Raw genomic sequence first — 24,797 nt, forward strand, 5'->3', positions numbered from 1 at the left:
AACGTAGATCGGATTAAAGAAAAGCTTGGATGGCAGAGCCCGATTTCCTATCGGCTAGCCAATCAAACTGCATAAAAAAATTCCGAGCAACTATTTCGGGTTGCTCGGAAATAAAAGTCTAACTTTTTGGGGTCACATCAGCGTTCTTTCGGGCTCTTTACGGCTGCGGCGGCAGGCCGGTTTTCAATAAGTCCGGCGTTTTCATCTGCCCCTCGCTACACTGGTTGACGTAGTTATAGAGCAGGGCTTCTAAAAATTTCAGGTCTCCCCTGCGCAGATTTATTTTTTCGTCCGTCCCCCAGGGATATCGGATAAGGGTCTGCCACGTTTGGCGCACAGCCGGCGTAAGCGGCAGTTCGGCCATGTCGCCCCGATTCTGGTAGTCGATGTAGTAAACGGGCTGGTCACAGTAGCCCCGGCCGCGGTAAAAGATGCGGGCCTCGTCCGTTTCCGGCAGAAATCCCGTCAGCACCAGGAGCTGCCAGCCGGCGATGAGGGTGACGATGCGGACGTCTTTCACTTCGATGGCCCGTCCGTAGAGGCGGACCAAGCGGTACAGTTCTTCATCTTTTTCTCCGCTCACCGTGAGAAGGAGGACCATTTCGACGAAAATCTGGGAATAGACGTAGCCGTCCCAGGTCAGGTCGCGAAGGCGCCGATTGGCACGGCAGTCGTACTCGGTCAAGGTGTGGACGCCGTCCTTTTCAAAGACGTCGAAGGAAATCTCCGCCAAAGGCGCCAAGGCACCGTAGCCCATCTTCCCCTGAGTACTGCGCCGGGCCAGGACGTGGAGAATCCCTTCTTGGTGCGTCAAAATGGTCAGGACCAGCTGTTTGGCACTCGTCTTTTTGACGGCCAGGATGATGCCGTCGTAAGGTCGTGACGGCCGCTGACCGAAAGATCGATTAGTCGCCATGGCTGTCACCGTCCCCTTCCCCCGGCCCGGCGTCTGCTACGGGCGGCGGCGGAATGGGAACGGCCTTGAGGCGAACAATGCGGAAGCGCTGCATTTCAAGGACCTCAAAGCGGTAGTTTCCAATGGTGACTTCGTCGTGAACAATCGGTGTATGGCCTAAGGCATTAAAGACGTAGCCGCCGATCGTATCGGTATCGACGTCCTCTTCGACGGGGATGTGCAGCAGCTCTTCGACGTCGTCAAGGAGGACCGTCCCGGCAAATTCATAGGCTCCATCGGGCAGGGGCTGGATTTCTTCTTTTTCATGGGTGTGTTCATTCTGAATGGCGCCGACCAGTTCTTCTAAGATGTCTTCCAGGCCGATGAGGCCGACGGTGCTGCCGTATTCATCGACGACCATGGCCAGGTAGGTCCGGCGCATGCGCATGAGCTGGAGCAGTTTCGACGCCGGCATGATTTCCGGGATGGTCAGGATCGGCCGCTTGATGAGGTTGAGGTTGCTGCGCTTATGGATATAGAGATCCATAATGTCCTTGATGTGGACCAGGCCCAATATATGGTCCTTGTCATCTTCACACAAAGGGTAACGCGTGTGCCGCGACTGGCGGATGGTCTGCAAATGCTGGTGCATCGTCTCTTCCGTATAGAGACAGACGATATCCTGACGGGGCACCATGATTTCTTTCGCTAAGAGGTCGGCAAAATCAAAGACGTTGCCGATGAGTTCGCTTTCGACCTGGTCGATTTTCCCTTCTTTATGGCTGGCCGTAATGAGCATCCGGATTTCATCTTCCGAATGAGCCAAGTCGATTTCGTTGGTAACGTCGAGGCCGCGGTCGGCCAAGATGAGCCGCCCCAGGCCGTTGCCGAAGACGATGAAGGGCAGGAGCGGATGGCTCCAGGGATGGATGAGGCGGTGGACCATGCGCAGGCTCTTTTCCGGCCGCTGGAGGCCGACGGATTTCGGAATCAGTTCGCCAAAGACCCAGAGAATAAAGCAGAGGATGACGGCCACGACGACGTCGATGAGCCATAAGATCCAGACATGACCGACATAGGGCTCGAGGAGGCCGTAAAGGCTGTAGAGGATGCAGAATCCGGCAGCCCCGGCAATGAGGCCCGACAGGGCCATGCCGAGCTGGGCCGTCGCCAGGAAGATAATGGGCTTATCATAGAGAGACAGCAAAGGCCTTAAGGATACGTCGCCGTCGCGGATGAGTTCTTCCAAATATTCCCTGCGCAGCTGGGCAAAGGCGAACTTCCCCGTAACGCAGACGGCGCTGATGATCAGGCAGATCAGAAAAACAAGAAAACATTGGACGATGAGTTGTGCTTCCATCTTGCCGGCCCCCTACTCGTTTTTATAGCCGAATTCGCTGAGGGCTGCCGCCTTGTTGCGCCAGTCCCGCTTGACCTTGACCCAGATGTCGAGGTAGACCGAAGAACCGAGGAGATTTTCGATTTCCTGACGGGCCAGGTTGCCGATTTCTTTCAGGACAGCCCCGTTCTTGCCGATGACGATGCGCTTTTGCGAATCCCGTTCGACGTATACCGTGACCCGGATATAGACCTTATGGTTGCCCCGGTCTTTCATTTCTTCCGTAAAGACGGCGATGGCGTGGGGCACTTCGTCGCGGGTGCAGCGGAACAGTTTTTCCCGGACGATTTCGGCCACCAAGAGCCGTTCGGGCTGGTCGGTGATCATGTCGTCCGGGAAGTATTTCGGTCCTTCCGGCAAGATCTTGCGCAGTTCTTCGACGACGGCATCGACGTTGTCTCCGTTTAAGGCCGAAATGGGAATGACCTGGGCAAAGGGATAGAGTTCGGCATATTCGGTAATCTTGGTCAGGATCTCTTCCTTGCTCATGAGGTCGACTTTATTGATGATTAAGAAGACGGGAACGCCTGTATCCTTGATTTTTTCGAGGACGAATAAGTCGCCGGGCCCCTTCTTTTCATTGCCCGAGATGAGGAACAGGACGGCGTCGATATCGCGCAGGGACTGGTAGGCCGCTTCATCCATGAATTCCCCGAGCTTATGCTTGGGCTTGTGGATCCCCGGCGTGTCGAGGAAGACGATCTGACAAGCCTCGTCCGTATGGATGCAGAGGATGCGGTTGCGCGTCGTCTGAGCCTTATCGGAGACGATCGAGACTTTATGCTTGATAATGCGGTTGATAAGGGTCGATTTACCGACGTTGGGGCGGCCGACGACGGCGACGAATCCCGATTTAAACGATTCCATAACGATAATAGGTCCTCCTTATAATTCTTCGCCTTGGCGGACGTAATCCAGGCGCTGTAAGATAAATTCTTCTTCTTTGCGCATTTCGGCCTTGTCTTCCGGTTCCATGTGGTCGTAGCCTAAGATGTGCAGCATGCCGTGAATGGTGAGGTAAGCCAGTTCCCGTTCGAAGGAATGGCCGTATTCATCGGCTTGTTCCTGTACTTTTTCAAGGGAAATGATGATATCCCCCAAAAGGGCCGTGTCCGGGCCTTCATAGCCGTCTTCTTCCCCTTCATTGAGAGCAAAGGACAGGACGTCCGTCGGCCGGTCGATATTGCGGTACTGTTTGTTCAAGGCGTGGATGTAGTCGTTGTGGCACAAGAGAATGCTGATTTCGGCGTTCGGTCCGAGACCGTAAACCAAGGCCGCTTCTTCACAGACCCGTTCGATAACTTTTTCATAGTCTTCCTGTTCGAATGAAGGATCTTCATAGTTGATGTTGATATGCACGAGTGGTACCCCCTTTGATACAGTGTCCCCCTGTCCTTTCGGGCAGATCATTTATCTTTATAATAATTTTCATAGGCTCTGATAATGCGGCCGACCATGTCGTGGCGGACGACGTCTTCGTCGCTGAAGTGGACCATGCCGACGCCCTTCACGCCGTCGAGGATCTTTTCAGCCTCTGTAAGGCCCGACATGCGGCGGTCGACGAGGTCGATCTGGGTGGCATCGCCGTTGACGACGACCCGCGAATGATTGCCCATACGGGTGAGGAACATCTTCATCTGTTCCCGCGTCGTATTCTGGGCTTCGTCGAGGATGATGAACGATTCTTCTAAGGTTCGGCCGCGCATATATGCCAAAGGCGCCACTTCGATGATGTTGCGGTCGATGAGTTTTTGGAACTGGTCATAGCCGAACATATCGGCCAAGGCGTCGTACAAGGGGCGCAGGTACGGGTCGATTTTTTCCTGCAGGTCCCCGGGCAGAAAGCCCAGCTTTTCGCCGGCTTCGACGGCCGGACGGGTCAGGATAATGCGTTCGACTTCACGATTCTTTAAGTAAAAAGCAGCCAGGGCCACGGCCAGATAGGTCTTCCCCGTACCGGCAGGGCCGATGCCGAAGGTAACGAGGTTCTTCCGGATAGAGTCGACGTATTTTTTTTGTCCCAGCGTCTTGGGCTTGATCAGGCGGTGGCGGGCAGAAATGCCGACCGTATCTTCATAGAGGGCATGCAGCTCTTCGCCCCGCCCGGCTTTGATGAGGCCCGCTGAGTAGCGGACGTGCTGCGTCGTGAGATAGGTATTTTCCCGGAACAAGTAGCGCAGGGCGCCGAAGACGTCCAGGACTTGTTCGACTTCCTGCTCACTGCCGACGATCATGGCCGTGTCGCCGCGGACGGCAATGCGGCAGTCCGGAAATTCACGCTGTATCGTCTTTAAAAATTCATCTTTCATGCCCAGGACGGCCCGGGCTTCACGCAAATCGGAAAATTGCAGTTTCTTTTCTACCAAAATAATCTCCTTTATGTCATGAATTTACGGACAGCTTTGCCGTGCAGATAGTCGCACAAGGCGCCTTGACGGGTGTCACGGCGTTCTAAGGCTTCGTCGATCATATCGCGGATGCGCCACCAGCCCATGCCCCAGTTGGCAAAATCCGTCGCCTCTTTCGGCGCTCTGCCGATGAGGCGCTGGAAGACGATGTCCGGCCGGCTGTATTCGAGGAAGGCTACGACGCGGCGGACGTACTCTTCGCAAGTCACCAGGCTGATTTCGCCCTTGGCGTACCATTCGGCCATGGCCGTATTCTTTATGATGTACAGGGCGTGGAGCTTGACTTCATCCGTGCCGGCCGCCGACACGAGTTTAGCCGTTTCGATGGTGTCTTCCATCGTATCCCAAGGGAGGTCGAGGATGACGTGGGTGCAGACCCGGAAGGGGTAATCGCGGAGCATCATCATGGCATCGACGTATTCTGCCGTCGTATGGCCGCGGTTGATCTTGGTCAAGGTCTTATAGTTGGCCGTCTGGAGGCCCAACTCGACGAGGATGTCGACGCCGTACTGATGCTTTACGTCGGCCATGATGTCAAGATAGGTTTCATTGAGGCAGTCCGGCCGGGTGGCAATGGCAAGACCTACGATATCGGGCCGGCAGGCCGCCGTCAGGAAGTCTCGGAAGCGGTCGGGCGGCAGGTAGGTATTGGTAAAATTCTGAAAGTAGGCAATGAATTTATTGGCCTTGTATTTGGGCTTGATATGGGCCATATTCTGCTCGATCTGCTGTTCGATGGTCACCGAGGCCGGCAGGTTTTCATAGCCGGCACCGATGGAGCCGCAGAAGGCACAGCCCCGGACGCCCAGGGTACCGTCGCGGTTGGGACAGGTATCGGGGATGCTGATGGGCAGCTTATATACTTTTTCTCCGTAAGTTTCTTTTAAATAGGTCGAATAGACACGGTAGCGTTCGTTCACAAAGTCTCTCCTTTTGCCGGAATGACGAACCAGTCGGCCCGTTCTTTCTTCTTCTCGGCAATGATATAGGCCGGGCCGTCGGGAACCATCCCGTACCGGCTCAGTTCAGCCTTCATGGCCTGACTGACAGGCCAGATATAGTAGCGCATCTTGATGTCGCGCCAGTTCGTAAATCGATAGTTGGGAATATAGCGGCAGAGCCAATCTTCATGGCGGAAGATATGGTCGGTCTCACGGCGCGCTGCCGGCTGCCAGCCGAGGAAATCGGGATGAAGGCGGAAGCGGAAAAAGGTCAGCATGTCGAGGGCCAAGAGTTCTTTGGCCAGAGCCTTTTGATCCTCCGCAAGATCCAGTATATCCTCCAGGCAATGGCCGAGGAAACGGCACAGCGTATCATCAGACAGGGCCTTTTGGTCATTATGAAGGACAAGCCACTCATCTGTCAAGACTTCATAGAGCTTCATGTAATCCGGAGCATACCGGCGGCCCAGAAAGGCCAAGAGATACGTAAACTTTCCCGAGTTATACGTCCGCTCGAAGACGTCTTCAAAGACCTTCAAATAGGCCACCTTTTCATAAGGAAGCCAGGTCGTGGCCAGTACTTCGTAAGGGCCTTTCGGGTCGTAGCGGTAATCGCCCGGATAATCGCGGCGAATGCCCGATCCCTTGAGGAGCTTTAAAAAGCCGATCTGCAGTTTATGGGGCCGCAGGGCATAGATGTCGTTGAAGGATTGGCGCAGGTGGTCATAATCTTCATAGGGCAGGCCGACGATGAGGTCGAGGTGAAGGTGCATCGTATCGAGGGCGACGAGGCGCTCCATGATGTGCGTGATCCGCGGCCAATCGTTGTGGCGGCGGATGGCTTTCAAGGTCGGCTCATACGTCGTCTGAATGCCCATTTCCAATTGGATGCGTCCCTTCGGGGCCTTGGCCAGTAAATCGATGTCGTCGTCGGTCAAGACGGCCGGTTCGATTTCCAAATGAAAATTGACCTTTCTGGTAACGCCGATCATATATTCCACTAAAGGCCGATGATGGCTAGGATTGCAGTTAAAGGTCCGGTCGACGAATTTTACCTGGGACACGCCGGCATCGACGAAGGTTTGAAGTTCCTGTAAGACCCGGGGAACGGAGCGGAAGCGGACGCGGTCGTTCATGCCCGACAGGCAGTACTGGCAGTGAAAGGGGCAACCCCTCGAGCTTTCGTAGTACATGATGCGGTGGTCGAGGTCGCGAAAGTCCTGATTTTCATAGGGGAAGGGCAGGCTGTCGAGGTCGTCGATTTCCTGAAAGGTTTCATCGCCTTGAATCTTTCCGTCAACGCGGCCGAGAACGCCGGGAATATCCGTCCCGTCTTCCCCCTTTTCGAGAGCCGTCAGGAAATCCGGCACCATGATTTCCCCTTCGCCCTGGAGGACGTAGTCGATATCCGGGCAGTCAAGAAGGACCTGGCGGGCCGTATAGGAGACTTCGGGACCGCCGACGAAGATCTTCGTTTCGGGGAAGACGCTTTTGACTAAGGTGATGATATGGCAGGTCATTTCAATATTCCAGATATAACAGGAAAAGCCGATGACGTCGGCTTTAAAGGCTGCTATGTGACGCAGGATGTCGTAGGGATTTTGATTGATCGTATATTCAGCCGCATCGACGGCGACGCCTCGGTGGGCGCAGGCCGTCGTCAGGCAGCGAATGGCCAGAGACGACTGAATAAATTTCGCATTCAAAATGGTGAGCAGCGTTTTCATGAAAGACCTTCCTTCAATCTTGATAATACATTAAGTATACCGCAAGGACGCCATTCTGTCATGTTTTTTTCGCCGACCGCAGGCGGCCAACCTTTTCGCAGCTACCGTTTTATGATAAGATGAGGTAGTATATAGATTCTCACCTATGAAAAGGAGGCTTTTCCTTGTTTAAAATAGCACTCGCCCAGACCCGGGTCTATCCCGGCAATCCTCGGCAGAACGCGGCGGTCATGAAGGACTTCATCGCCAAGGCCAAGGCAGCCCGCTGTGACATCGTCGTCTTCCCGGAACTTGCCATTCCCGGCTACTTCATCGGCGACATCTGGGACCAGCCCGATTACATCGACGAATGCGTCCGCTTCGGCGAAGAAATCCGCGACCTGTCTCAGGGCATGGCCATCATCTTCGGCAACGTAGCCAAAGAAACGGACCGGGTCAACCTCGACGGCCGGACGCGAAAATATAACGCCATGTTCATCGCCTACAACGGCCAATGGCTGTCCCCTGCCCGTTCGCCCTACCCCTTCTACATCAAGACCCTCCTTCCCAATTACCGGGAATTCAGCGATATCCGCTACTTTACGTCCCTCATCGAAGTCGCCCAGGAACGGCACGCCTTCCCGGAAGACTTCTTGTCGCCCGTCCAGATTTCCTTCGACGACGGCCGCAAGTTCCGCATCGGCCCCCTCATCTGCGAAGACAGCTGGGATGAAAACTATCCTTTCAAACCGATGCACTATTTAGGCAAGATGTACGATATCGACTTGTTCGTCAATATTTCAAACTCGCCTTTTACCTTAGGAAAAACCCAGCGCCGCCACCGCCTCTTCGGCCAGGCCATCGACAAGATTCACTGCCCGGCGGTCTACGTCAACTGTACAGGCATCCAGAACAACGGCAAGAACATCTATACCTTTGACGGCGCCAGCAGCACCTACCAAAAAGACGGCAGCCACCACAGCGCCTGCAAGCCCTTTACGGAAGAGCTCCTCCTCGTCGACTTTGACGAAACGACGCAGACCTTTACGTCTCCGTCTCAGGTGCAGCCGGAAAAGTCCCAGATTGAAGATATTTACGACAGCCTCCACTACGGCCTCAGGCACTTCATGGATGCCATCGGTGTCCATAAAGTCGTCATCGGCGTATCGGGAGGCATCGATTCGGCCGTCAATGCCGCCCTCTATGCGACGGTCCTGCCGCCGGAGGACATCCTCTTGGTCAACATGCCCAGCTGCTACAATTCGGACACGACCAAGAGCCTGGCCAAAGAACTGGCCGACAACATCGGCTGCCTGTATACGGTCATCCCCGTCCAGGACAGCCTGGAGCTGACGCGCAAGCAGTTCAGGGAAACCATCCTCCATCAGGGCGAAAAGGAAAAGGGAAGCCTCGCCTTGACCAGCTTCATCGAAGAAAACATCCAGGCCCGGGACCGCTCGAGCCGCATCTTGGCCGCTGCGGCAGCCTCCTTTGGCGGCGTCTTCACGTGCAACGCCAATAAGGCCGAAACGTCTGTCGGCTATGCCACCCTCTACGGCGACAGCGCCGGCTATTTAGCCGCCACGGCTGACCTCTGGAAGCATCAGGTCTACGAACTGGCCCACTACCTCAACGACAAGGTCTTCGGCCGCCAAGTCGTCCCTCAGGGCAGCATCGACATCGTCCCCAGCGCCGAACTGTCGAACAAACAGGATATCACCAAGGGACAAGGCGACCCTTTGATTTACCCCTACCACGACTACCTCTTCGCCGCCTTCGTCGAACGCTGGCAAAGGGCTACGCCCGAATCGATCCTGACCTGGTATCTCGACGGAACCCTGGAAAAGAACATCGGCTGCACTGTCGACGTCCACCAATTATTTCCGACAGCCAAGGAATTCATCGACGACCTCGAACGGTGGTGGCGCCTCCTGGCCGGCTTTGCCGTTGCCAAACGGATTCAGAGTCCGCCAATCCTTTCCATCAGCCGCCGCCCCTTCGGCAACGACCTGCGCGAAGCCCAGCTGACACCGTATTTTACGACCCGCTACTTAGAATTAAAAGAACGGATCCTGTCCGATGAGGCCTGACGCCTTCTCATCGAAAAGGACTACTGATTCATCCTCGTGAATCGGTAGTCCTTTTTCTATGGCCTGTTATGTCGTTATGGATCCTGTCTTACCGGATCATTCCTTAAAAGAATGCTGATTGTCCGGCGTCATAGCTTTTAAAATATCTTCTTTCGAACGTTTCTTAAAGTCTTCTACTTCGCCCTTTTCGGCCTTATGGAGCTGTACCGTTACCTGTTCATCCTGATGGGAATAGTCTTTAAAGGACAGTTCCAGCGTTCCGTCCTTCTCTACATAGGTGAAGGTCAGAGGATTTTCCGTCGTCGTCGTAAGGGTGTTGTCTTTTTCCTCTGCCTTGAGGTTCATTTCCTTCATCGTCGTCCATTCATACTGCTGATTGTCCTGGTTGACGATGCTGTCGATTAAGCCCGGATCGGGAATATCTTTTAATTCCCAATTACTCCGTTCTAAGCTGACGATATAGCCATCGTTATTCTTTTCAATTTTGACATCATAGACGCAGTCCATTTCTTTCGGGAACCCCGTTTTTCCGTAGCCGACCCATTGACCGGAATAGTCGACGCTTTTCGAATTAAAGCAGCCGGTAAGAAAGGCAACGGCAAAAATGCTGACAGCAGCAAAGACAATCAATTTCATGAATTTTGACAGTGAACGCATTTGATTACCTCCTTATACCCTAAAATACCTGTTTACTCTGTAAAAGAGAAGTTTTTCCCCTCTTTATTCAACTTATCCAGCAGTTCTTCTTTTTGACGATTTTTAAAGGAATCCAAGTCACCGGCTGCGTCTTTGCTCTTTTGCAGGGTAATGATGGAATCGCCGGTCTTATACTGGAGTTCTTCTTTTTCTTCGTTATAGGTCAGGGATGCCTGGGTATTGCCCGAAATTTCCAATACCTCGTTTTGGAGATTCCCCGTCAGTTTTTCCGTTTCATTCTGCCAACTGTAGGACGCGCTGCTGCCGCTTATGCTTTCCTTGGCATTCCAATAGGAGCGGGTCTGTTCGATGGTATAACCGTTGCCATTGCCGTCTTTCTCGATCTTTAAATCATAAAAGCAGTCAAAATCGGTCTGGTTGTAGCGCCCGGTACCGGTCCATTCGCCGGCAAATTTGTCGGAGCTGCCGCAGCCGCCGAGGACGGCCATCGCCAAAAGGCTGACTGCCACGACGACGGCCAATTTCATAAATCGTGAGAATACATTCATATTGTTGCCTCCTTTTTTACCACCATAAAACGCTATAAGGACTCTTCCCTCCAAGGGAAAAGGCTTACACTATTTAAATCGTGCCGACAGTGATTCATGCCTGTGAAAGGAAAACAGCTGCCATGACCGGATCCCCGGGACTCGCGGTGCAGTCCTTCCGATGTCAGCCATGGTAAAAGACGAATTTCTCATTTACCTCATTACTATATAACATAGAAAGTCGGATTCTGTCAATACAAAGTGTGTCAAAACCGATAGATGTACGGCCTCTGTATCCCCTTTTCCATACTTTCGGCGGATCAAAAAAGACGGATGGAAGCCACAAAAAAAACACGCCCTGCCCAAAAGGACAGAGCGTGCTGATAGTATAAAACAAGGTATGAACCGGAGGCTACATGTCTTTCAGCCGTCCGACTTCACTCTTTGGTCTCACCTTTTTATGGCCAAAGTTTTCGACGATGATGAACATCATGGGAATGAGGAAGACGCCGACGATGGTCGCAACGGACGTACCGAAGACGACGGTGATCCCCATGTTGACACGGGATGCGGCACCGGCACCGGAGGCCATGGCCAGCGGGATGGAGCCGACAACGAAGGCCAGGGACGTCATGATGATCGGGCGCAGACGGATCTTGGCGGCTTCAATAGCAGCCGACACGGGATCCATGCCGCGCTCATCGACACGGACTTTGGCGTATTCGATGATCAGGATGGCGTTCTTGGCAGCCAGGCCGATGACGGCCAGGATACCGATCTGGAAGTAGATGTTGTTCTGCTGGCTCAGGAGGTAGGCAAAGACGGCTGCCCCAAAGACACCGGCCGGCAGACTGAATAGTACGGCAAAGGGAACTTTCCAGCTTTCATAGAGGGCTGCCAAGACGAGGAAGACGAAGAGGATGGCCAAGGCAAAGACGTAGACCGTCTTGTTGCCGGCTTCGATTTCTTCACGGCTCATGCCGCTCCATTCGTAGGCATAGCCTTCGCCGAGGGTATCGGCTGCGATTTCTTCCAAGGCTTTAATGGCGTCGCCGGAGCTGTAGCCATTGGCCGGAGCCCCTTGGATGGTAATAGCCGGATAGTCATTGAAACGAGTGATGATCGATGCCGATCCCATCGGTTTCGGACGAACGAAATTCGATACCGGAACGAGCTGGTTGCTCGAGTTGCGGACATAGATATGGTTGTTGGCATCGACGGTTTCACGGAATTCCGGAGAAGCCTGGACGATAACCTTGAAGTTACGGCCAAAGATGGTGAAGTCATTGACCTGATAGGAACCGTAGAAGGACTGGAGCGTCGAATAGAGGTCGCTCAGGGAGACGCCTTCACGGGCGACTTTGTCGCGGTCGATTTCGAGCTCATAGCCCGGTGTATCCGCAGCAAAAGCGGTGTAGACCGAACCGATTTCCGGACGCTGACGGGCAGCGGCGATGACTTTCTGTGCCGTTTCTGACAGTTCGGCCGTCGTATGGCCGCCCCGGTCTTCGAGCTGCATGGTGAAGCCTGACGACGTACCCATGCCGTCGATTGGCGGCGGGTTTAAGGCGATGATCGAGGCTTGCGGAATCTGGGCGCCGCGGGCCATGATTTTACCCATCAAAGCGTCGACGGAGAGATCCTTCGTCGTCCGTTCATCCCAGTCGTCAAGGCCGATGAAGGCAGCGGCGGCGTTCGACTTCTGGCCGCCTGCCAGAAGGCCGTAGCCGACGATATTCATGGCCGTCGATACGCCGGGCTGTTCTTTGAGCCAGTTACCCATGTCTTCACTGATTTTCTTCGTTTCCGTCTGAGAAATGCCTTCCGGAAGGGTGATATCCATCATGACGAAGGCACTGTCTTCAGCCGGTACGAAGCCCGTCGGCATGACCCGGAAGACGCCGAGGGTAGCCGCACTGATGACGATCAGGAAGACGACGCACCAGCGCAGGTGGAGCTGCAAGTGAGCCAGGATCTTGCCATAGCCTGCGATGAGGCGGTCGAACCATTCATTGAATTTATTGAAGAATTTGTAAATCCCCTTGGGATTTTCTTCGGGCTTATGGATATTCAAGATGGTCGCGCACATGGCCGGCGTCAGGGTCAGGGCGACGAAGGCCGAAATGAGGACCGAGACGGCAATGGTCAAGGCGAACTGGCGGTAGAGGATACCGCTCATGCCGCTTAGGAAAGCGACAGGGATGAAGACCGAAGCCAAGACGCAGGCGACGCCGATAACCGGGTTCTGTACGTTTTCCATGGCGATGATCGTCGCCTCTCGCGGACTTCGGGCGTTGTATTTAATTTCATATTCAACGGCTTCGATGACGACGATGGCATCGTCGACGAGGAGGCCGATAGCCAAGACCATGGCGAACAAGGTCAAGGTGTTGATGGAAAAGTCAAGGACGGAAAAGAGGGCAAAGGTCCCGAGAAGGGATACCGGGACGGCGATCAACGGAATGAGTGTCGACCGGCCGCTCTGGAGGAAGAGGTATACGATGAGGGCAACCAAGAGCAGGGCTTCGATGAAGGTTTGGATAACTTCTTCGATGGAGGCCCGGACGAACTTCGTGCTGTCGTATACGACTTCATAGTCCATATCGGACGGGAAGGATTCCTTGGCCTTTTCAAGGACGGCTTTCGCACCGCTGACAGACTGCATGGCGTTGGCGTCAGACGTCAGGCTGACCATGAAGCCGGCAGCATTACTGTCATTGAGTTTGGACGTGACGCTGTAATCTTTCGAACCTAAGTTGACTTCCGCTACGTCGCCGACGCGGACCATAGTCCCATCGGAGTTGGTGCGGATGATGACGTTCTTAAACTGTTCGGCCGTTTGCAGACGACCGTCGGTACGCATGGTGTACTGATAGGTCTGGTTGTTGGCCGACGGCTGAGCGCCGATGGTACCGACGGCAGCCTGGGTGTTCTGGGCCGAAATGGCCGAGATGACGTCTGTCGGCGTGACGTTCAAGATACTCATCTTCATCGGATTGAGCCAAATACGCATGGCATAGTCCGAACCGAATTCCTGGACACTGCCGACGCCGGGAACGGATTTCAAGGCATCCATGAAGTACTGGGTCGCATAGTTCTTCATGAACGTAGCGTCGTACGACCCATTCGGCGAAACGAGGGCGAATACCATGGCCATGGAACTCGTCGACTTCTGGACCGTAACGCCCGTCGCCGTAACTTCTGACGGCAGGGTCGAAGAAACCTGGCTGACTCGGTTCTGGGTATTGACCGTATCCATGTCGCCGTCACTGCCCGTTTCGAACTGGGCCGTCAGCGAATAGGTCCCGTTGTCATTACTGGAACTTTCCAAGCTGACCAGGTCGTCGACACCGACCATTTGGCGTTCGATGACGCTGGCGACGGTCGTGCCGATGACTTCGGCGTTTGCCCCGGGGTAAGATGCCGACACGCGGACTTGGGGCGGCGTAACGTTCGGGTACTTCGCGACCGGCAGGGTTGCGATGGAAAGCAGACCGAGGATGGAGATGATCAGGGAAATGACGACGGCGAAAATAGGCCTGTCAATAAAAAACTTTGATATCACGGTCTCGCCTCCCTACTTGTTTGACGACGAGTCAGAAGCCGTATTGGAGTTATCGTTGTCGATATCCGCCTTGGTCAGCAAGTGCTGGTCGAGGGTCGCTCCCTTTGCTTTCTGATAGCCGTCGACGATGACGATATCGCCGCTCTGAAGCCCGCTGGTGATGATCCAGAATTTACCGACTTTCTGGCCCGGCGTGACTTCCCGAGTCTGAGCCTGTCCGTTGCCGTCGATGACGGAAACGTAGTATTTACCGAGGGTCTGCTGAACAGCCCGCTGCGGGACGGACAAGGCATTGCGCTGAATCTGCGTATCGGAAACGACCGTAGCATACAGGCCGGGGATGAGCAGGTTTTCCGGGTTGTCAAAGACGGCTTTGACGATAATCGAACCGGAGTTGCCGTCCATGCCGTGGTTGACCTGGGCAATGCGGCCTTCATAAGGATACATCGTGCCGTCGCTCAGGCGGAGCAGGAGGTGGTCGCCCCAGTTACTGCCGTCTGCCCCCTGTTTGGTCATCTGCAGGTATTCGGCTTCACTGATGGAAAATTCGACGTAGACCGGATTGGTCGACGAAATGGTGACCAGTGCCGTCGAACCGGCTGTCGCAAAGGTGCCGATGGGGACGTCGTCGACGTTCAGCTTGCCGCTGAAGGGCGCATAGACGATGGTATCATCGACGTTATCCTGAGCGGCATCGACCTGGGCCGCGTTAGCCGCGACGACGGCCGCCTGTTGGCGCGTAGCCGCTTCCTGGTCGGTTACGGTCTGCTGCGGAACGGCATCCTGGCTGGCCAGGGCCTGGTAACGGCGGAGATTGAGCTGCTGATTGGCTAAATTGGCTTCGGACTGGGCTTGGGTTGCCTTTGCCTGAGCCAAGGCGGCATCGTACGTACGGCTGTCGATGCGGAACAAGGCCTGACCGGCCGTGACATCCTGACCGCCTTGGACGTACTTTTCTACGACGCGGCCGGAAATCTTCGGCTGAACGGGAACCTTATCCATCGCCGATACGGTACCGCTGTATTCGGCTCGAACGGGCGTGTCTGACGCGACGACTTTATACGTATTGACAGCAACGGGCGCTTTAGTTGCGTCTTTATCAGCACCACAGCCGGCCAAGAGCGCCGCAACCGTCAGGACGGCAACGCTCATCGTCGCAAGTTTGCGTTTTTGTATCATCTTTTTTTTCCTCCTATTTCTTTCGATTCCTGATTTTTAATGCCGTATAATAAGACCTTTATACAACGTTTCATATAATCACTAAAACTGGAATCTTGATTGACATCATTGAAATAATCGATGATATCATCGGCTGCGCTGTGCAGCATGCGCAATAACAGGAGCTTGTCAAAAGGCTTGAATTCTCCTGTCTGCTGAGCTTCATCGAGGAGCTGTTCCAAGAGACTCCAATCCTTTTTGTAGCGGGACTGCAGGCGTTCCCAGACGTCGGGCATCTTCACTAAGAGATCGCAGACCTTCCGGACCGACAAGACCTGCCAGTTTTCATTGGGCACGTCGAAATAGGCAATCAATTTCTCTTCACAGGTCAGGTTGTCATCGTCGACGAGCTCCCGATGGTATTGGTAGACCCTTTCAAGAAACGAACTGATCGCTTCTTCCACGATTTCCTGTTTTGACGAAAAATATTCGTACAAGGTTCGCTTACTGATGCGCAGCTTGCGGGCTAAATCATCCATGTGAAACTCAGAACCATGCCGGTCGATTTCACGCAAGGCTTCCGCCAGAATCTTGGCGCGGATATCTTCTGTCATGTAAACACATCCTACTCACAAAAATATAACATACGGTCTCTGAAACTCAAACATAAAACCCAGTACCAATTTATAGTTTAATATACCGCACCATATAAGTCAATATACGGCTCTAAACAAGTTGTAATTATTATTTTTCCAATTGGCCAGCCAGTTTCCGGATGGGCAAAAAGCGGTATAACAAGGCTCCGCAGGCGGCACCGAGGCAGGTATTGGGTAAAAAAGCGACGATAAAAAACCACAGGGCCACGGCTTTGGAATCTAAGACGAAGGCCGCCACGGGGTAGGCGATGAGGCCGCCTAAAAGTCCGGTCCCGATGATTTCACCGGCAACGGCCCCCCAGATGGATCCCGTCCTTTTATAGAAGATACCGGCCAAGGCGGCGCCGATCATGCTGCCGGGATAGGCAAGGACCGTCCCGACGCCCATAGCCATGCGGATCGACGAGATGCAGAAGGCACCGGCCGTCGAATAGCGCCAGCCGACGAGGACGGCTAAGAGGACGTTGATGAGATGCTGCAGGGGAAAGACGCGGGCCCCGCCGAAGGGAAATGAAACGAAGGGAGCCAGCAAGACTCCGATGGCGATGAAGATAGCCGTCACCGTCATTCTTTTAAGTTCAACATTATTCATGGGTAATCAAGACCTTTCCATACTGTTGCAACAGATCGCCATTCAGGCTGTAAAAAGCATCGAAGAGGCGGGCGTGAAAAGAACCGGGACCGGCACTGCCACCTCGTTCAAGGGCCAGTTCGCCGCCGATGCCCATGGCCGTGACGCCGGCGACAGCTGCCGTAAAGGCGTCGCTGACGGCGGCAAAGGAGCCGATGAGGGATGACGTCATGCAGCCCGTGCCGGACACATAGGTCAGCATGGGGCAGCCGTTGTGGACGGCAGCCGTCTGCGTGCCGTCGGAAATGATGTCGACGGCGCCGGTAATGGCAATGGTCGCCGCCAATTTATCGGCAAGTTCGGCCGCCAACGTACCGTCGACGGGACGGACCAGGCTGTCGACGCCGAGGTTGCGGCCGCTCTTATGATCGGCCAGGCAGGTGATTTCCGCCGCATTGCCGCGGATGACCGAAAGGGGTAGTTCCCGGACCAGGCGCAGGGCCGCTTCCGTGCGAAAGGTCGTCCCGCCGGCCCCGACCGGGTCGAAGATGATGGGAACGCCCTTACGGGCTGCCGCCTTTCCGGCCAGGATCATGGCCTCCAGGGTCCACTGCTGGAGGGTGCCCAGATTGAGGACCAGTGCTTTCGCGGCCGCCGCCATTTCGGCGACTTCTTCGACGGAATTGGTCATCGTCGGCGAGGCGCCGATGGCCAGGGTCGCATTGGCGCAGTCGTCCATGGTGACAAAGTTCGTAATGTGATGAATGAGGGGCCGTTCCCGGCGCAGGGCCGCAAGTTTCGAGCCCATGTCTTCGACGATGGTCATGACCTCCTCCCTCCTTATTCGCCACCCTCTTCACGGGCGGCGACGTTCTTGTCGAAGAGGGCATCGGCAAACTGGGCGGCATCGAAGGGACGAAGATCGTCGACGCCTTCGCCGACGCCGACCCAGCGGACGGGGACGCCCAGTTCCCGTTTAATCGACAGGATGACGCCGCCTTTGGCCGTGCCGTCGAGCTTGGTCAGGACGACGCCGGTCAAGGGCACGACGTCGCCGAAGAGCTTGGCCTGGCTGACGGCATTCTGTCCCGTCGTGGCATCGAGGACGAGCAGCGTTTCCTGGGGAGCCCCATCGATGTTGCGGCCGGCGATGCGGGCCATTTTCCGCAGTTCTTCCATGAGGTTGGACTTAGTCTGCAATCGGCCTGCCGTATCGACCAGGAGGATATCGATGTTACGGGCTTTCGCCGAAGCCGTGGCGTCGAAGACGACGGCAGCCGCATCGGCTCCTTCCTGATGCTTGACGATGGGAGCGCCGACCCGTTCGGCCCAGATGGTCAGCTGTTCCGACGCGGCGGCCCGGAAGGTATCGCCGGCAGCCAGCATGACCGATTTCCCTTGTTCTTCATAGTATTTCGCTAACTTGCCGATGGTCGTCGTCTTGCCGACGCCGTTGACGCCGACGACGAAGATGACCCGTGTCCCCTCCGTTTCCGGCAGGGGTTCATCGTTTTCATTCAAAAGCTTGACGATGCACCCTTCAAGGTAAGGTACGACGTCGTTCCCGTCTTTGATATCCCGGTTCTTGACGCCGGTCCGGATCTGATTGAGGAGGTATTCCGTCGTTTCGACGCCCATGTCGCCGGTCAGCATGACCGCTTCCAAGTCGTCATACATGTCGTCGTCGATTTTCGCGTAGCCGCGGACGACGGTCTCTATATTTTGAATGAGCGAGTGTTTCGTCTTTTCTAAGCCTTTTCGAAGTTTTGAAAAAAATCCCATGATCATGTTCCTTCCTTTAATAATTCATCTACTTTGACCGACAGCAGCCGCGATACGCCCTTTTCTTCCATGGTGACGCCGAGGAGCGTATTGGCCGCTTCCATCGTCTTGCGGCGGTGAGTGATGACGATGAACTGCGTCGAGCCGCTGTAATTCTGGAGATACTTGGCCATGCGCTCTACATTGGCTTCGTCGAGGGCCGCGTCGACTTCGTCGACCAGACAGAACGGCGCCGGATGAAAGGCCAAAAAGGCCAGGAGCAGGGCGATGACCGTAAGGGCTCGTTCGCCCCCCGAGAGGAGGGTCAGAGACTGCTGTTTCTTTCCCGGCGGACGGATGTAGATTTCGACGCCGGACTCTAAGATGTGTTCTTTATCGGTCAGGGCCAAATGGGCCGTTCCGCCTTCAAAGAGGCAGCTGAAAATCTGCTGGAAATGGACGCCGATATCTTGAAAGGCCTGACCGAATTGGTCGGCCATGGCCTTGTCGATGTCGGCGACGACGGCCCGCAGCTTTTCCCTCGATTCTTCTAAATCGAGGCACTGCTTCTTGTAAAATTCTTGTTTATCCAGGGCTGCCTGATAGTCGTCTTCGGCAGCCGGGTTGATGGTACCTAAGGCCGTTATTTGTGATTTTAACTGACTGACCTTGTCGTGAAGCTCTTTCAGCGAGCCTTCGCGGCGCCGATCCATGGCTTCCTGCCGACTCAGGCCCTGCATGGCCAGCCGTTCTTCATGATGACTGATATCGCTCTTATATTTTTCCATCTGGATATCGGCAGCATTGAGGCGCTGCTGCCAGGTCTGACTGCGCTTACGCAGGTCGTCGACGAGTTCGTCCAGGTCATGGCTCTGCTGCAGCCGTTCGCTGCGGCTCTTATAGAAAGCTTCTTTGGCCTCATCGGAACGAGCCGTTTCGGCCTTCTTCACTTCGATATTCTGAGCCAGCTCCTGTAAGAGCCTTTCCGTCGTTTGGCGGCGCTCGCGAAGGTCCTTACGCCGTTGCGCAAGGATGTCCTGCTGACTCGTCAATTCGTCCTGCCAGGAAGCGTGCTGAGTCAGCTGTTCTTCCCCATGGCGGACCTGTTCTTTTAAGGTCGCCGCCGTGATCTGACATTCCGTCAGGTTCTTCCGGCACCGCTCCGCTTCGGCCTTGGCTGCATCGGCAGCGGCCTGCCACTGGTGAATGTCCGTTTCCGGTTCTTCTTCCAGGGCCGAGAGGGCCTTCTCTTTGGAAACGAGGTCGGCTTGGATATCCGAGCGGGCCGTGTCAAGGGCTTCGACGCGCTTATCCATATCGGTCACGGTCTTTTCAAGGTCCCGCAATTCCGAAGCGAGCTGTGCAGCCTGCCATGCGGCCTGGCCCGATTCCTGCTTGGCCTTTTGCAGGGCTTCTTCGGCCGCCTCCAAGACCTGTTTCCCGTCTTCAGCCGTTCGGCGCAAAGCCTTGCCCTTTTCCGTCAACCATTGGAGCTTTTTTTGACCGTCGTCAAGGTGCTGCTGCAAGTCTTCCATCAAGGCTCTGCGGCTGATGAGGGAGCCTTCCTGATTTCGCGTACTGCCGCCGGTCAGGGAGCCGCCGGCATTGAACTGCGTGCCGTCGAGGCAGACGATGCGCAGACGGTGGCCGTACTTCTTGGCGACGGCCGACCCCGTGTCCATCGTATCGGCCAAGAGGGTCTTCCCCAATAAAGACGTAAAGACCGTCTTATATTTTTCTTCATAAGTAATGACATCAGAGGCAAAACCCAGGATGCCTTTTTCCGACGCGGCCCGTTCTTCATCGGCGGTCCGCGTCCGGTTTCTCAGGGTATCCAGGGGCAGGAAGGTCGTCCGGCCGGCTTTCTTTTCTTTTAAATAGGAAATGGCCTGTTTGGCCGCCCCTTCGTTTTCGGCCACGACGTACCGGGCCGCGGCGCCCAGGGCAATGTCGACGGCGACGGCAAACTTACCGGGAATGCGGCATAATTCGCCGACGGCGCCGCAAAGCTCTCTGCGCCAGGGCTGCGATGCCGTAAGGACGACCTTGACGGCCCGGCCCAAGCCTTCGTGTTCTTGTTCCATGCTCCGTAAGACGCCGATGCGCTGTTGAGCCCCGTCGACGTCACTGCGAAGACGGCGATAGTCCCGTTCGACGTCCCCCAGGAGGACCTGCGCCTTGGCAGCGGCCTCCTTCTGAGCGGCAACATCCTTTTCCCGGTCTCGAAGGCGTTGCTGCCACTGGTCTCTTCGGTCTTCGACGTCCTGACTGCGGCCCTTCAAGTCTTCCAAGGCCTGCTTTTTTTCTTCGAAAGCGCGAAGGGCTTCTTCACAGGCGTCGGCATTTTCTTCTAAGCGGCGGCGCAGGTCATCGCGGTCGCAGCGCAGCATGAAGGCGTCGCGGCTGCGGCTGGAATTGGCATCGAGGCGTTTCTTTAGGGCGTCGGCTGCTTGTTTAGCCTTGTCGTCCGCCTGGGTGACTAAGGTTTCGGTCAGGGCCAGGGCCTTTTGAGCCGCTGCCAGCTCGGTTTTCTTTTGTTCCTTCTGCTGCCGCAGTTCTTTCTCCTTGGCCTCCCAAGACGTCTGCCGCTCTTTGAGCTGGCCTTCATCCTTTTCATCGGCAGCCTGCTGCTCAGCCAGTTCGGCTTTTCGCTGAATGCAGGCTTCCTGGCGATGGGTCAGGCTGTCCAATTCGTTGTGCACGGCCATGGCTTCCTCATCGAGGCGGCGCAGTTTTTCTTCTTCCGCCGCCATGGAGGCCATGAGGGCCTTGCGCCGCTGTTCGGCATCGGTCAATGCTTTGGCCGCTTCCTGTTCTTCCGCCGATGCCGACTGGCGGCTGTTTTCGGCTTTGGCCAAGAGGCGTTCGCTGTTGCGCAGTTCTTGGAGGGTCAGGGTCCCTTCATAAGCCAGGCGTTCGCTGTCGAGGGTTCGGAACTCCTTCAGTGTTTCAGCCTGTTTCTGCAAGGGTTCCAGCTGCTCTTCGAGGACACTGGTAAGGTCGCCGATGCGTTCCAAATTGCGTTCCGTTTCCGCAATTTTTCGCAGTCCTTCGGCTTTTCGCCCCTTAAAACGGCTGATGCCGGCCACTTCTTCAAAGATGACCCGCCGTTCTTCAGGCTTGCTGTTCAAGATGCGGTCGACGCGGTTCTGGCCGATGACGGCCATCGAATCCTGACCGATACCGGTGTCGGCAAAGAGGATATGGATATCCTTTAAGCGGCACGGCCGACGGTTGATATAGTATTCACTGTCACCGGACCGGAAGAGGCGCCGGGTGACGACGACTTCCGTAAATTCCGTATCCAGGGCATGGTCGCTGTTATCAAAATAGAGCGATACTTCGGCCGCACCCTGAGGCCGGCGGGTTTGTGTACCGGCAAAGATGATGTCTTCGGCACGCTGGCCCCGCAGTTGGCGGATGTTCTGTTCCCCCATGACCCAGCGGACGGCATCGGAAATGTTGCTCTTACCGCTGCCGTTGGGCCCGACGATGGCCGTAATACCCTTATCAAAGTTCAAAATTGTCTTATCGGCAAAGGATTTGAAGCCTCTCAGCTCCATTTTTAATAACTGCATAATGGTTTACTCTCTTCATCAGCCGTGAGTACGAATTTTCTGGTCATACGCAGGCCTCCCCTTATTTTTTCGTATAGTTATCATACCATAATTAGCCGTCCGTCGCCAGCCGCACCTCTTCGCCGCCGGGACAGACAAAGATTGTGTAAAAAATCCCCAAAAGGGTTGACGAACGAAAGATTAATGATTATATTAGAATTTGGGGTTAGAGGCCCTGATTCTGCAGAAAGGGAGAGTACCGTAACATGATTCAAGTTTACAAGCACAGCAACGGCCACTTGGATGGAAACATTTCCTTGGCATCGGCTGAAAAAGGCTCATGGATCAACGTCGTAAACCCGGATTCCGACGATTTGCAGCTCGTATCCATGGTCACGGAAATCCCCACCGATGTTTTGAAAACCGCCTTGGACACGGAAGAACGTTCCCACGTTGAAATCGAAGACAACTACATCTTCGTCGTCATCAACATTCCCGTCGTCCTGGAAACGGACAGTTACGACACACTGCCCCTCGGTATCTTCATCACATCCGACTTCATCATCACCCTCTGTATCGAGGAGACGGAAGTCATGCGCGCTTTTACGAAAAACACCTATCCCCTGTTCCACACCTTTAAAAAGACGCGCTTCTTATTTCAAATACTCTATCGTTCGGCAACCTTATTCCTTCGTTACTTAATGCAGATCAATCACCGAACGGATGATCTCGAAGAAACACTGCGCCATTCCATGCGCAACAAGGAATTTTTCATGCTCTTGGAATTACAGAAATCCTTGACCTACTTCACATCGGCCCTCAGGGGCAATGGCATCGTCATGGAGCGCCTCATGCGCCTGCGCCGCAACACGGCCCTTCACCATCTCATTAAAATGTATGAAGAAGACGAAGACCTCCTGGAAGACGTCATCATCGAAAACAAGCAGGCTATCGAAATGGTTGAAATGTATTCCAACATCCTGATGAGTATGTCCGATACCTTCGCGTCGATCATTTCCAACAACTTGAACTTAGTCATGAAATTCTTAGCCTCGATTACGATCATGCTGGCAGTTCCGACGATTATCTTCAGTTTATGGGGCATCAACGTCCAGGTCCCCTTCCAAGATACGGCGAACGGCTTCTTCTACGTATCCGGCATCGCCCTCATCTGTACGATTACGGCGGCTATCTTATTGTGGCGAAAGGATTTATTCTAAAAGTTATGCTAAAAACTGCCTTGCCCCTGCACCATGCTCTTGATCGGTTCAAAGGACCGCCGGTGTATCGGACAGGGCCCATATTCCCGAAGGGCTTCCATATGCATCTTCGTCAAATATCCCTTGTGGACGGCAAAGCCGTACTGGGGATATTTTTTGTCGTATTCGACCATCAGCCGGTCTCGCGTCACCTTGGCGATGATCGACGCGGCGGCGATGGACGCGCTTAAGGCGTCGCCGTGGACCAGGGACCGATGCGGCATCGTAAGGTCCCGCAGGGGCATGGCATCGACCAGGACGGCTTCGGCCGGAACGGCAAGGCCTTCTACCGTCTCGTACATGGCCTGCATCGTCGCATGGTAGATGTCGAGGCGGTCGATGTCCTTTTCTGATTTGGCGATACACGACACGGCCACGGCTTCGGCCATGATTTTATCGTACAGCTCGTCTCGTTTGGCGGGCTGTACTTTTTTGCTGTCATTAAGACCCGGACAGTCCCAAAAGGGCGGCAGGATGACGGCGGCTACCATGACCGGCCCTGCCGCAGGCCCGCGGCCGGCTTCGTCGATACCGGCCACATGGTACAGGCCCTGGCGGTAATACTGCCCTTCCGGATCATAGAGGTGAAGGACCCGTTCCCGTTCCTCTTCTTCCTTGATTTTCCGCTTCATGTAGGTGTCGGCCAGCTTTCGGACCGACACCCGGCCGTCGCCCTTCATGGCCGAAAGCAACGCTTCGATGTCCCGGCCTTGGGCCAACAGCTCTTTCAGGTCGGCTACCTTTAATTTGGCAATGTCCATGTCATTCATCCCCTTCAAATTCACCGAGGCGGTCGAGGGAAATGGCGCCGATTACGCCTTCGCGGAATTCCTTCAAAATGAGTTTATATGTCTTTTCTAAGTCGACGACGCCGCCTGAGACGATACAGCCCCGCTTGCGGCCGATGGCTTCAATCGTTTCTAAAGGTTTGTCGCTGAGGGCTTCCAGCTTATAGCGGCCTTTCAGGGCTTCCGGATAGCGGTCGGTCAGCTCCTCGATGAGCCGGCAAATGACCGTTTCCATATCGAAGACCGTGTCGGAAATGGCCCCCGTTGCGGCCAATCGGTAGGCACTGGTCTGATTTTCAAGTTTCGGCCACAAGACGCCCGGCGTATCGAGGAGGTCGAGCTGGTCGCCGATGTGGACCCACTGCTTGCCCTTCGTTTCCCCGGGCTTATCGGCCGTCTTGGCGGCGCTTCTGTGGGACAACTTATTGATCAGCGTCGACTTGCCGACGTTGGGGATACCCAGGATCATGGTCCGGACGGCGCGGTTCTTGAGGCCCCGTGCCTTCCAGCGTTCGAGCTTGGGCGCCGCTAAGGAGCGGATGAGGGACACGAGCTGTTTGACTCCCTTGCCGCCTTTGCTATTGAGGGCCATGACCTTTCTCCCCTGCTGTTTATAGTAGGCCACCCATTCGTCGACGACGGCCGGATCGGCCAAATCGGCCTTATTGAGGACGACGACGGACGGCTTGTCGCCGATGAGGGATTTGATCATGGGGTTGGTGCTGCTCAAGGGGATGCGGGCGTCGACGAGTTCGATGACGACGTCGATGATTTTGAGATTTTCCTGAATCAGGCGCTTGGCCTTGGCCATATGGCCGGGATACCAGTTGATTATCATAGAAACTCCTTTATAGAAAAA

General features: G+C 55.0%; 20 protein-coding genes. 2 read left to right on the forward strand and 18 right to left on the reverse strand.

The genetic code is table 11. The features are described from left to right. Positions 1-157: 157 nt before the first annotated feature. From recO to UCI88_RS09900, 7 genes are read right to left on the reverse strand one after another with little or no spacing between them, the layout of a single operon-like run. Positions 158-916: a DNA repair protein RecO gene (recO, locus tag UCI88_RS09870; RefSeq protein WP_256179495.1), complete on the reverse strand. Its 759-nt coding sequence runs from the start codon at positions 914-916 to the stop codon at positions 158-160. After that, positions 906-2,255 (reverse strand): hemolysin family protein, encoded by a 1,350-nt coding sequence (locus tag UCI88_RS09875; RefSeq protein WP_065359526.1) that lies wholly within the window; start codon positions 2,253-2,255, stop codon positions 906-908. The genes recO and UCI88_RS09875 overlap by 11 nt, the downstream gene beginning before the upstream one ends. Positions 2,256-2,267: 12 nt before the next feature. Beyond that, on the reverse strand, positions 2,268-3,161 hold the full coding sequence (era, locus tag UCI88_RS09880; RefSeq protein ID WP_065359527.1) for a GTPase Era: 894 nt from the start codon (positions 3,159-3,161) through the stop codon (positions 2,268-2,270). An 18-nt stretch (positions 3,162-3,179) separates the two neighbouring features. After that, on the reverse strand, positions 3,180-3,653 hold the full coding sequence (gene ybeY, locus UCI88_RS09885; protein ID WP_044503477.1) for an rRNA maturation RNase YbeY: 474 nt from the start codon (positions 3,651-3,653) through the stop codon (positions 3,180-3,182). A 47-nt stretch (positions 3,654-3,700) separates the two neighbouring features. Then, positions 3,701-4,660, reverse strand: coding sequence for a PhoH family protein (locus UCI88_RS09890; RefSeq protein WP_407944390.1), 960 nt, complete (start codon positions 4,658-4,660; stop codon positions 3,701-3,703). Positions 4,661-4,671: 11 nt separating this feature from the next. After that, the gene (gene mnmL, locus UCI88_RS09895; protein ID WP_256179494.1) at positions 4,672-5,622 is read right to left on the reverse strand and encodes a tRNA modification radical SAM protein MnmL/YtqA; all 951 of its coding nucleotides are present in this window, start codon (positions 5,620-5,622) and stop codon (positions 4,672-4,674) included. Then, positions 5,619-7,370, reverse strand: coding sequence for a B12-binding domain-containing radical SAM protein (locus UCI88_RS09900; protein ID WP_256179493.1), 1,752 nt, complete (start codon positions 7,368-7,370; stop codon positions 5,619-5,621). Before UCI88_RS09900 ends, mnmL begins: the two co-directional genes overlap by 4 nt. A gap of 164 nt (positions 7,371-7,534) precedes the next feature. On the opposite strand from UCI88_RS09900, the gene nadE reads away from it, so the two are divergent. Next, positions 7,535-9,439: an NAD(+) synthase gene (nadE, locus tag UCI88_RS09905; protein WP_256179492.1), complete on the forward strand. Its 1,905-nt coding sequence runs from the start codon at positions 7,535-7,537 to the stop codon at positions 9,437-9,439. Positions 9,440-9,535: 96 nt separating this feature from the next. Here the strand turns inward: nadE and UCI88_RS09910 are convergent, their stop codons facing one another. The 9 genes from UCI88_RS09910 to smc form a co-directional block, all read right to left on the reverse strand. Then, positions 9,536-10,096: a hypothetical protein gene (locus UCI88_RS09910; RefSeq protein ID WP_256179491.1), complete on the reverse strand. Its 561-nt coding sequence runs from the start codon at positions 10,094-10,096 to the stop codon at positions 9,536-9,538. A 32-nt stretch (positions 10,097-10,128) separates the two neighbouring features. After that, on the reverse strand, positions 10,129-10,644 hold the full coding sequence (locus UCI88_RS09915; RefSeq protein WP_154651853.1) for a hypothetical protein: 516 nt from the start codon (positions 10,642-10,644) through the stop codon (positions 10,129-10,131). A 391-nt stretch (positions 10,645-11,035) separates the two neighbouring features. Further along, entirely contained in the window at positions 11,036-14,188 is a 3,153-nt protein-coding gene (locus UCI88_RS09920; RefSeq protein WP_044503472.1) for an efflux RND transporter permease subunit, read from the reverse strand. A gap of 12 nt (positions 14,189-14,200) precedes the next feature. Then, positions 14,201-15,367 (reverse strand): efflux RND transporter periplasmic adaptor subunit, encoded by a 1,167-nt coding sequence (locus UCI88_RS09925; RefSeq protein WP_044503471.1) that lies wholly within the window; start codon positions 15,365-15,367, stop codon positions 14,201-14,203. Next, positions 15,364-15,960, reverse strand: coding sequence for a TetR/AcrR family transcriptional regulator (locus UCI88_RS09930; protein ID WP_044503470.1), 597 nt, complete (start codon positions 15,958-15,960; stop codon positions 15,364-15,366). Before UCI88_RS09930 ends, UCI88_RS09925 begins: the two co-directional genes overlap by 4 nt. A 130-nt stretch (positions 15,961-16,090) precedes the next feature. Next, entirely contained in the window at positions 16,091-16,594 is a 504-nt protein-coding gene (thiW, locus tag UCI88_RS09935) for an energy coupling factor transporter S component ThiW (RefSeq protein WP_044503469.1), read from the reverse strand. Then, the gene (thiM, locus tag UCI88_RS09940; RefSeq protein WP_256179488.1) at positions 16,587-17,399 is read right to left on the reverse strand and encodes a hydroxyethylthiazole kinase; all 813 of its coding nucleotides are present in this window, start codon (positions 17,397-17,399) and stop codon (positions 16,587-16,589) included. The genes thiW and thiM overlap by 8 nt, the downstream gene beginning before the upstream one ends. 14 nt (positions 17,400-17,413) lie before the next feature. Then, entirely contained in the window at positions 17,414-18,355 is a 942-nt protein-coding gene (gene ftsY / locus UCI88_RS09945; protein WP_044504746.1) for a signal recognition particle-docking protein FtsY, read from the reverse strand. Positions 18,356-18,357: 2 nt separating this feature from the next. Next, positions 18,358-21,912 (reverse strand): chromosome segregation protein SMC, encoded by a 3,555-nt coding sequence (smc, locus tag UCI88_RS09950; protein ID WP_256179487.1) that lies wholly within the window; start codon positions 21,910-21,912, stop codon positions 18,358-18,360. A gap of 245 nt (positions 21,913-22,157) precedes the next feature. Here smc and UCI88_RS09955 point away from each other — a divergent pair, with 245 nt between their 5' ends. After that, positions 22,158-23,111, forward strand: coding sequence for a magnesium transporter CorA family protein (locus UCI88_RS09955; RefSeq protein ID WP_044503466.1), 954 nt, complete (start codon positions 22,158-22,160; stop codon positions 23,109-23,111). Between the two features lie 8 nt (positions 23,112-23,119). Here UCI88_RS09955 and UCI88_RS09960 read toward each other — a convergent pair whose 3' ends face one another. Further along, positions 23,120-23,911 carry a ribonuclease HII gene (locus tag UCI88_RS09960; protein ID WP_065359537.1) on the reverse strand — a complete coding sequence of 264 codons (792 nt, stop codon included), beginning with the start codon at positions 23,909-23,911 and terminating at the stop codon, positions 23,120-23,122. A gap of 1 nt (position 23,912) precedes the next feature. After that, on the reverse strand, positions 23,913-24,776 hold the full coding sequence (gene ylqF, locus UCI88_RS09965; protein WP_256179485.1) for a ribosome biogenesis GTPase YlqF: 864 nt from the start codon (positions 24,774-24,776) through the stop codon (positions 23,913-23,915). Positions 24,777-24,797 lie beyond the last annotated feature (21 nt).

The sequence above is a fragment of the Megasphaera massiliensis genome (assembly GCF_036305205.1).
GTDB classification, from domain to species: Bacteria; Bacillota; Negativicutes; order Veillonellales; family Megasphaeraceae; genus Megasphaera; species Megasphaera massiliensis.